The sequence below is a fragment of the Bradyrhizobium sp. UFLA05-108 genome, from assembly GCF_059803455.1.
The window spans coordinates 1-8993 of record NZ_JBANAZ010000135.1 but is presented as its reverse complement, the minus strand read 5'-3'; the positions used below and the strand labels follow the sequence as shown (position 1 = coordinate 8993).

Annotated in this window: 6 protein-coding genes and 1 riboswitch; all 6 genes read left to right on the top strand. The window is 60.1% G+C overall.

Features of this window, described 5'->3' with window-relative positions:
• On the top strand, nt 1-2219 hold a 2219-nt coding region (locus SO140_RS44910), incomplete at its 5' end, for a TonB-dependent receptor family protein (RefSeq protein WP_498544120.1).
• Between the two features lie 22 nt (nt 2220-2241).
• The gene (locus SO140_RS44905) at nt 2242-3453 is read left to right on the top strand and encodes a sialidase family protein (protein WP_498544119.1); all 1212 of its coding nucleotides are present in this window, start codon (nt 2242-2244) and stop codon (nt 3451-3453) included.
• Complete coding sequence (locus SO140_RS44900; protein WP_498544118.1) at nt 3450-3947, top strand: TlpA family protein disulfide reductase; 498 nt, start codon at nt 3450-3452, stop codon at nt 3945-3947. Before SO140_RS44905 ends, SO140_RS44900 begins: the two co-directional genes overlap by 4 nt.
• 135 nt (nt 3948-4082) lie before the next feature.
• Nucleotides 4083-4283: riboswitch (cobalamin riboswitch) on the top strand.
• A 493-nt stretch (nt 4284-4776) separates the two neighbouring features.
• Nucleotides 4777-6822 (top strand): TonB-dependent receptor, encoded by a 2046-nt coding sequence (locus SO140_RS44895; RefSeq protein ID WP_498544117.1) that lies wholly within the window; start codon nt 4777-4779, stop codon nt 6820-6822.
• A gap of 3 nt (nt 6823-6825) precedes the next feature.
• Entirely contained in the window at nt 6826-7584 is a 759-nt protein-coding gene (locus tag SO140_RS44890; protein ID WP_498544116.1) for a PepSY domain-containing protein, read from the top strand.
• Between the two features lie 47 nt (nt 7585-7631).
• Nucleotides 7632-8687 carry a HoxN/HupN/NixA family nickel/cobalt transporter gene (locus SO140_RS44885; RefSeq protein ID WP_498544115.1) on the top strand — a complete coding sequence of 352 codons (1056 nt, stop codon included), beginning with the start codon at nt 7632-7634 and terminating at the stop codon, nt 8685-8687.
• The last annotated feature ends 306 nt before the right edge of the window (nt 8688-8993 follow it).

The following is an 8993-nucleotide window of genomic DNA, read 5'->3' as shown; positions in this document are numbered from 1 at the left end:
GGACAGCCTCTGTTCGGCGACAAGCGAAACCAGTAGTAGCGGCAGCGCCGGCAGCAAGCCAAGTGGCAGCCGGCATCGACTCGACGCCTAGTGCGGCCCGGGCCGGCCTCAATCAAGCGCCAGCTGGTCAAACCGAGACAACGATCGATCGCAGCCAATTCGAAGATAGGCCGACCTTTTCGGTGGCTGACGTGCTGCGTGACAGCCCGGGCATATCGATCAAGCAAGGCAACGGGCCTCGGGATTTCGGCATCTCGATCCGCGGATCCAACGCCCGCAACGGTTTTGGCATCCGGAACATGGTCATCTTCGACGATGGGTTTCCCGTCACTCAGCCTGACGGGCTGTCGCGCAGCGACCTCATCGACCCGCATGCCTATGGCGCCATAGACGTGATCCGGGGGCCATCGTCGGCTCTGTACGGCAACTACGCCACCGGCGGCGCGCTGAACTTCCGGACACGACCGGGTGCAACCATCAATGGAATAGAATACGGCACCGAGGGCGGAAGCTTCGGTTATCTCAACAACTACGTGACCGCCGGTCAGAAGGTCGGCAATTTCGAGGCGTCGCTGTTTGCGAGCGACGCACGCGGGGACGGCTTCATCCAGAATAGCTGGTTCAATACTCAGACCGTGAACTTTCTTGCCACCCTGAAGGCGACCTCTGATGACCGGCTCACGTTCAAGGTGATCAACAACGATTTGGCTGCGCGGCTGCCGATCAGGTTGTCGCTCAACCAGTTCAATCAAAACCCCTTCCAGGCCGGATGTGACGTGCCGACGACGCTCGGTTGTGGCACGGTCTCCTTGTTCAACAACGGCTTCAACGGACCCAAGACGGCGCAAACAGCTATCGTGGCCGGGCTCGGCCGCGACGACCGGCGGACCATCGTCGGCGGACGCTGGGAGCATGATTTCGACAATACGACTACCTGGCGTAATCAGTTCGTATTCGATGATCGCGATATCAACCAGCCGACTGGTTCGACCAGCGCGATCGGTGACTTTCCCTCCTACAATTACATGAGCGATCTGAGCAAGCGCGGTGAATTGTTCGGACTGGATTCGACGACGTTCGTCGGTGGCTGGTACAACACGCTCTCGACGACCAGCTATACCCGCAACGTGATGCCCGGTGGGAACGCCACACTCGGCCTGCTACAGAGCAGCCAATTCCAGTCGACGACCAACTACGGCGTCCGTGCGCGCGAAGAACTCAAGCTCACTCATTCGGTCACAGCGATTGCCGGGATCGGCTGGGAGACGACGAACCTGAACGGTGTCAATACCGCCTTCGGTTATCCGGTCGTGAACAATCCGGCCGCTGTCGTGCCAACGGTGACAAAAGCCGCCCCCCAATTCACCAACACTGCGCCTGAGCTCGCACTGGTCTACAGGCCGAGCAATGAATGGCAATGGCACGCCCGCGTCGCGACGGGTTACGGCACGCCGCAAGTCAGCAATCTTTTCGTGCTGCCCAGCGGCGCCCCAGGCAACAACACGTCTCTCAAGACGCAGGCCAATCTCGGCTACGACGTCGGAGCGGACTGGACACCCAACAAGGCGGTGAAAGTCAGCGCGACCGCCTTCTACGAGTTCTTCAGCAACGAGCTTGTATCACAGGCGACGCCCATTCCGGGCATCAGCTACACGTTCAACGCGCCGCGCTCGGAACACCGCGGCGTCGAGCTTGCTGCCCAATGGGCTTTCTGTGAGGGCTGGCAGCTTACGGCCGCCTATACCTATCTGGATGAAGTCTACACCGACTACACCGAGAGCATCAGCGGGTTCACTTTCAACCGGATCGGCAACAAGATCCCGGGAATCTCGCCCAACGAACTCACGGCAAGGCTGGGCTATGACGAGCTTCATGGACCGTTTGCCGGGCTCGGCGGCTTTGTCGAGGTCGTGTGGAAGGATTCCTTCTACATGGACAACGCCAATTTCCTGAAGGCGCCCGGCTACGATCTGGTCAACCTCAATCTGCACTACAAGACGGATCTCACGTCGGATTATCTCCGCCAGCTCAATCTGTTTTTCGAGGTGCGGAATGTGTTCGACAAGACCTACGTTGCGTCTGCGAACAACATCGCCAACACGGTCGCGGCAGGTGGCGTCCAGAACCCCGCCAGCGTGCTCGCAGCGACGCAAACAGGGTCAATTTACGCGGGATCACCGCGTGCCTTCATCGCGGGAATAAAGATCGCCTTCCGGTGATCTCTCAGGGAGGGACTCTTTCATGACGTATCGAATGGTGATCCTCGCCTTTGCACTGGCGCTCGCGCCAGGAAGCGCCATGGCGCAGATGAACCACAATCACGCTTCCGAAGCGGCCTGCGAGACGACCGGACTTCGGTGCGCGTCCAAAGTCACGCCCGCGTTCGGTCCCGATGGCACTTTGTGGCTGGCCTGGATGGCGGGCGGGCAGATCTCCGTCGCGCGTTCGAAGGACGGCGGACATACGCTGTCCGCCCCCGTTCAAGTCACGCAAGGTCAGCTCGAGCTGGATTGGGGACCCGACGCGCGTCCGAAGATCGCGCTTGATCGCAAAGGCGATATCGCCATCGCCTTTTCCGCTTTTCGCGACAAAGCCTTCAATGGTGAGGTCTTCTACAGTCGATCGACCGATGGAGGAAAGACGTTCGCTCCGCCGAGGCCGATCACCGACAATACGGAAAGTCAGCGGTTCGAAGCGCTCGGGTTCGACGCTGACGGCGCCTTGTTTGCGGCCTGGCTCGACAAACGCAATCGCGTTCCGGCTCAGCAGGTTGGCCGGAAATACGATGGCGCCGCCCTGTTCTTTGCGAATTCGAAAGATGGCGGGGCAACCTACGCGCAGGCCAGGATGGTGGTGGACAACACCTGCGAGTGCTGCCGGCTTGGTCTCGCGTTCGATCCGTCCGGACATCCGGTGATCGTCTTCAGGAATATATTCGAAGGCGGCATCCGAGATCACGCGATCGTCACGTTTAATGACCAGGGACGTCCAGGAGAGGTGCATCGCGTCAGCGAGGATGACTGGCAGATCGCCGCGTGTCCGCATCAGGGACCAAGCCTGTCCATCGCGCCTAATGGAACCTACCACGTCGTATGGTTCACGAACGGCAAGGTTCGCAAAGGCCTGTTTTACGCACATTCACTGGACGGCGGAAAAACCTTTTCCCAGCCGATGCCGCTCGGGCAGCCCAGCGATGCGCCGTCGCGCGCCTACGTGATGGCTGGACAAAAGGAAGTCGCTATCGTCTGGAAGGAATTCGATGGCGACAAATCTGCGGTGAAACTCATCCGATCGGAGGACGACGGCGCGACCTGGTCGAAGCCCCGCGTCATTGCGAGCACGTCGGATTCCTCCGACCACCCGCTTCTGGTTTCCGATGGCAGCCAACACTTCCTGTCGTGGATGACCAAGGCTGACGGCTACCGTCTCCTTGCGATCGAGGGCGAACAATGAAGCGCATATTCTTTGCGGCGGTTCTGCTACTCGCGACTCCACTGACGGCACCCGGCTCCGAGAGCCCGGGGCTGAAGCCCTTCACCAGAGGAAGCTGGCAGCAGATCTTGCGGGCGCACGCGGGGCGCCCGACGCTGGTGCACTTCTGGGGCGTGACGTGCGGGCCATGCAAGGTCGAGCTGCCGCAGCTCGGCGACTTCGTGAAGGAGTACCCAGCCGTCGATGTCATTACGATTGATGCCGACCTTGTCCCGAACTCCGACGCCGCGGCGTTGACGATGTTGAAGCAGGCCGGTCTTTCCCCTGCGGAGAACTGGATGTTTAGCGATGGTTTCGCTGAACGGATTCGATATGAAATCGATCCCACCTGGCAGGGCGAAATTCCCCGGACGATCCTGATTTCGCGCGACGGATCCCTCATGACCATCGAAGGCTCTGCCGAGCCGGCCGCACTCCGGGAATGGGTTGACGGGCAAGTGGCGCAAACCAAATGAGAGTCAGGAACTTACGCACCGAACCGGCGATCGACGGGAACGTCTTCGAGCGGATCGATGATCTTATCGGGAATCGGCGAGAGTTCGTCGTTACCAAACTGCTGTCGCAAGTCCTTGACTTCCACGCCGAACCCGTTTCACTGTGCGGGCGGTAGTGCCCGAGAGGGCTATTCAAGGGAATTCGGTGCGTCCTACCCGGACAATGCCGGAGCTGCCCCCGCAACTGTAAGCGGCGAGCCGACGACCATTTAATGCCACTGGGATCCGTGATCCTGGGAAGGTGGTCAAAGGCCGTGACCCGCGAGCCAGGAGACCTGCTACCAGCCGTGGTCATGCGCGAATGTGTCGGGCGGGGTGCTCCGGGGCATTGGTTACTCCATCGCTATCTGCCGCATTGGGGCGAAAGGCAGACAGTCACGGGGAACGTGCATGACGGACCAATTGTTCGCCGTCGGGCACAGAAGTGTTCAACACCCAGCTACTTTTGAAGCAGCCGTTCGGCTGCGCGCATTCGCATAAACTAAACTCATTCCGTAAGCATTGGCACAGCGCAGCGGCGCTGCCGCTTGGAGCGCTGCTGGCTCTCGCGCCTGCCCCACGCCTGGCATTCGCGCAAAACCCGCAGATTATCGGACCTATTGAGGTCGAGGCGCCAAGACCGCGGAACGCCGCGACGCATGTCAGCAAGAGGACAGACGCCGCGGCCAAGCGCGCGGCGCAGCAGGCCGGTTCGAAGCCCACACCGCGAGCGGCCGCCAGTCATGAGAACCTGGCAACGCCCCTCAACTCCAGTGCCGTGGCAACCAGCGCAAGCCGGCTCGGATTGACGGTGCATGAGACGCCCGCGAGCGTGGATGTCGTGAGCCGGCAACAGATGCAGGAACAGGGCTACCGTACCACGACCGAAGCCGCTCAAGGCGCCGTCGGCGTGCTGTCGGGCGATGCAGCAGGCGCGCCCGGCGGCTTCTCAATGCGCGGCTTCTCCTTTGGCGAGGTGTCCGTGCTTTACAACGGAATCTGGATTGGCCCGCAGAGCATCACCTCACGGGTGATGGATACGGCCAATCTCGATCAGGTCGAATTCCTCAAGGGGCCGTCCTCGATCATGTCGGGGCTCGCCGCGATTGGCGGCGCCGTGAACTATGTGAACAACCAGCCGTCCACAGGCCCGATCAAGAACCAGCTCGATGCTTCCCTCGATTCGCTGGGCACCTACCGGACTCATTTCGGCTCTGGCGGCAGCACGAATGTGCCGGGGCTCGACTATCGCTTCGACCTCAGCTCATCGAAGATCAACAGCTTCGTGGACGGCGACTACCAGCAGCTCAACAATGTTTCCGGACAACTGGACTACCGCGTCAACGAATCATTCAAGGTTTTCGGCGCGGTCGAATACCGGCGCGATGACGGACACGCCTATTGGGGAGCGCCTTTGACGACGACGGCATTTTCGGGAGCGTACTCCACTCACGGTGTCGTTGCCGGATCGGCGATCAATACGTTCGACGGCTCGGTACTCAGTCCTGTCACCGTCGACTCGCGCACGCTGACGACAAACTACAATGTGACCGACAATTCCATCGGCGCGCACGAAGTCTGGCTGCGCGGCGGGTTCGAATGGAACGTCCTCGACAGCGTTACGATCAAGAACCAGGCCTACGAATATGGCGCCAGACGCCATTGGTACGATAGCGAGACCTACGCCTTCAATACCGCGACCTCAATGATCGATCGTGATCGTTTCTTCGTCACGCACAAGCAGCGGGTCATCGGCGACAATACCGACGTCGTGTGGAACACGTCATTCTTCGGCATGGAGAACCGGCTCGCCACCCAGTTGTCGGTGAGCCGCAACGACATTCAATTTGCGCAGGAAGGGAATCCGAACACCTATCCAGCCGACTCGGTGACGGTGCTCGATCCCGATCCCGGCTTCTACGGCGTGCCGGAGCCCAATATCCGGAACAGCCGTCTCGACAATGCGGCGATCTCGATCGAGGACCGGCTCAAACTTACTCCGCTGTTCGCGTTGATCGGTGGGATTCGTGTTGATGACCTGACGTTATCGCGTAGCGGCGTCAACTTCGATGGCACTTTCCCTGCCGGCCAGCCGTTCACCAAGACCTGGAATCCCGTGTCCTACCGCGCGGCAGCGACCTTCGAGCCCATGAAGGGGCTGCTGCTCTACGGCATGTATGCGACGGCCTACGATCCTGCCGCAGCCGGCATATTTTCCGTCACCCCGGGGACTTCGCTGGAGCTGACGAGCGCCCGCATCTATGAGACCGGAATCAAGCTGATATCCGACGATAAACGCGCCGAAGTCGCGTTCTCGGCCTACGACATCACGCGAAACAACGTCTACGTCGCGCTCACGAATGCGGTCTCGACCCTCGCCGGCGAGGTCCACACCAAGGGTGTCGAACTGGCCGCCGCGGTCCGTCCAATCGACAATCTGAAGCTCTGGGGCAATGTCGCCTTCACGCAAGCGCGATATGGCGACTTCGACGTTTGGACGGGCAACACGCCCTCGAATGTCGCTCCCGTCATCATCAACGCGGGCACATCGTACCGGTTCAACGAATGGCGCTGGCCCGTCGAGATCGGCGGCTCAATCCGTCACGTCGGCCAACGCTATCTGTATGAGGATAACCTCACGGCCATGCTGGCCTACACGACGGGCGATCTCTTCGCCTTCGTCGATATCCCGGGTAGGGATCTGTGGTGGCAAGGATTGGAGAAGATGCGCGTGAGCTTCCGCGTCCGCAACGTCACCAATGCGCTCTATGCCGCATGGTCCGATCCGGGCTACCCGAATCAGGTCTATCTTGGCGCGCCGAGAACGTTTGAGCTCTCGGCGTCGGCAAAGTGGTGATCAATGCCAGTGCGCGCAATAGCAGCCGCTTTGCATCGCTGGTGGGGTGTTGCCTTCTGCCTATTGTTTGCGATGTGGTTCGCATCCGGCATCGTCATGCATTTCGTACCGTTTCCGGCGCGTTACGAACAGCCCGTGGCGCGCGATCTGGACATGTCCCATGCAAACATCGAGCAAATTGACTATGACCAATGGACTGTCGCACGCAATTTTGACCCTGATCGCCCACTCACGCGCATTGTGCTGAACGATGCGGACGGAACAGACATCTACGTCTCCTCGATGTCAGATAAAATAGTTCTGGTCACCACACGAAATGAGCGCGTGCTGAACTATCTCGGCAGCATTCCGCATTGGTTCTATGTGCCTGAGCTGCGGCATCACAGGCGCGTCTGGGCCAATTTGATGTGGTGGCTGTCGCTGCTCGCCACGATTGGTGCCGCGCTCGGTGGGTTCGTTGGCCTTGCGCGTTTCAGCAACGGGCAGGCCAATCGTGGCCTGCGCCGCTGGCACCACATTTCAGGACTGGTTGTCTCCCCAGGCGTTCTTGGCTGGAGTTTTTCCGGCTTCCTGTCGATGGATGATGGTTGGCTAGCGCCGGGCGGCAACAACTTGTTCCGAACGCTTCACATGCTTGATTTCTACCCATTTGGATCCCATCCAGGCCCTACGCACAGCCGTCATGGTCGGGCTCTGCATGTGCGGCTTTGCCTTCAGCTTGACAGGCGTGGGCTTGGCGCGGCGACGCTTGTGGAACGATGAACGTCCGTGATCAAACTCGTGCTTAGGCACCCTGCCGAAACAAGATCATGCTCACATATCTGAAACTTGCCATAGACGACGCATCGACTGCCTCGCGCAGTAGGATTATCGCACTCTATGCTTTCCTGCTGGCGCTCAATGGCCTCGCCTGGACCTGGGCCATCGTGGCGCTGTCCGATCGGCCAACGCTGCTCGGGACGGCCTTGCTGGCCTATGCGCTCGGCCTTCGACATGCTGTGGATGCCGATCACATTGCAACCATCGACAATGTCGTTCGCAAGCTGATGCAGGATGGCAAGCACCCGCTCGCGGTCGGACTCTTCTTCGCGTTTGGCCATTCCTTGGCGATTGCGGTGGCGGTCGCCGTGATCGCCGCGGCGGCGTTTGCGCTGCAAAGCCGTTTCCAGGACTTTAGGGCCGTCGGCAGCATCATCGGCACCAGCGCATCGGCTTTTTTCCTGCTGACGATTGCCGCGATCAACCTCGTGATCCTGCGCGACGTCTGGCGGAGCTTTCAGCGCGCACGGCGTGGCGAGAACGTCGGCGAGCATGAATTCGACATGCTCCTGTCAGGCCGTGGCCTGTTGTCTCGAATCCTGCGCCCTCTGTTCCGAATGGTAACGGCGAGCTGGCAGATGTTCGCCATCGGCCTGTTGTTTGGTCTCGGGTTCGACACCGCGACGGAAATCAGCCTCTTCACCGTGGCGGCGGGCCAGGCCTCGGGCGGGCTCAGCTTCAGCACCGTGATGATATTCCCAGCTCTCTTCACCGCCGGCATGACGCTCGTCGATACGACGGACAGCGTATTGATGGTCGGCGCATACGGCTGGGCCTTCCTCAATCCGATCCGCAAAATCTGGTACAACCTGACGATCACAGCTATCTCAGTCGTCGTGGCCTTGCTGATTGGCGGGATCGAGGCATTGGGGCTGCTCGCCGACAAGCTGGCACTTGAGGGCGCCTTCTGGAGCGTGATCGGCGATCTCAATGAGAGCCTGGCTAACTTCGGCTATGTTGTTGTGGCCGTCTTCCTCCTAAGTTGGGTGCTGTCGTTCGCCATCTATCGGTGGCAGGGACTCGAAAAGCCCGTTCAGTCGCGATGACGTGCGATTGCGCGATCGTCGCGTTTTGGCCCATAGCGTCATTTACCTGCGCTGCAAAATATGGTCGCTATTTGTGCATGGCGGACCCGGGGCGAGCCCTCCGCCCGGCAGATTTATGGGTTCACGGCGTAGCACGTCCCGAAAAGCTGAGTAAGCCTCCACCGAAAATGCGGGCAGTGAGCGAACTCGTAAGCTGCGATGCGGCGCCTCCCTACGGGATTATGCGGAGTGCCGCGGTCGATAAAGCCGCGAAAAACCTGCGTTCACAGCACGCCACTCCGCATAATGCGCTACTCCGCATAATCG

What these genes read in the sequence shown, in the direction of transcription:
- SO140_RS44885 (WP_498544115.1), top strand. Translation starts at nt 7,632, where the DNA reads ATGCTCACATATCTGAAACTTGCCATAGACGACGCATCGACTGCCTCG.
- SO140_RS44890 (WP_498544116.1), top strand. Translation starts at nt 6,826, where the DNA reads ATGCCAGTGCGCGCAATAGCAGCCGCTTTGCATCGCTGGTGGGGTGTT.
- SO140_RS44900 (WP_498544118.1), top strand. Translation starts at nt 3,450, where the DNA reads ATGAAGCGCATATTCTTTGCGGCGGTTCTGCTACTCGCGACTCCACTG.
- SO140_RS44905 (WP_498544119.1), top strand. Translation starts at nt 2,242, where the DNA reads ATGACGTATCGAATGGTGATCCTCGCCTTTGCACTGGCGCTCGCGCCA.